1 protein-coding gene is annotated in these 469 nt (G+C 68.7%); it reads right to left on the reverse strand.

Going from position 1 to position 469, the window contains the following annotated elements:
* Positions 1–469, reverse strand: a 469-nt coding sequence (locus OO57_RS38000) for a thiamine pyrophosphate-dependent enzyme (protein ID WP_033257491.1), incomplete at both ends; no start/stop codon positions are given.

The following is a 469-nucleotide window of genomic DNA, read 5'->3' on the forward strand; positions in this document are numbered from 1 at the left end:
CGCCGAAGTCCAGGATGTCCTGCTTCGCGCGGGCGATGCCCTCCACCACCGGGTCCACGGTCTCCAGGTGCGACGGGTTCGCCGCCAACGACACCTTGATGGTCTCGCCGTCCAGGCCGGTGAAGGTGCCCTCGGAGCCCAGGTGGTACTTCACGTCGCCGGAGCCGTGCATCGACTTCGGGTCGAGGTTGCCCTCGAACTCGCCGAAGATCGTGCCGAACGGCTTGCCGACGATGTTCGCCAGCACGTTCAGCCGGCCGCGGTGGGCCATGCCGATGACGGCCTCGTCGAGGCGGTGCTCGGCGGCGGCGTCGATGGTGGCGTCCAGCAGCGGGATGAGCGACTCGCCGCCCTCCAGCGAGAAGCGCTTCTGGCCGACGTACTTGGTCTGCAGGAAGGTCTCGAACGCCTCCGCCGAGTTCAGCCGGCGCAGGATGCGCAGCTGCTCCTCGCGCTCGGGCTTGGTGTA

Origin of the sequence: Kitasatospora phosalacinea (assembly GCF_000717185.1) — a bacterium.
GTDB classification, from domain to species: Bacteria; Actinomycetota; Actinomycetes; order Streptomycetales; family Streptomycetaceae; genus Kitasatospora; species Kitasatospora phosalacinea_A.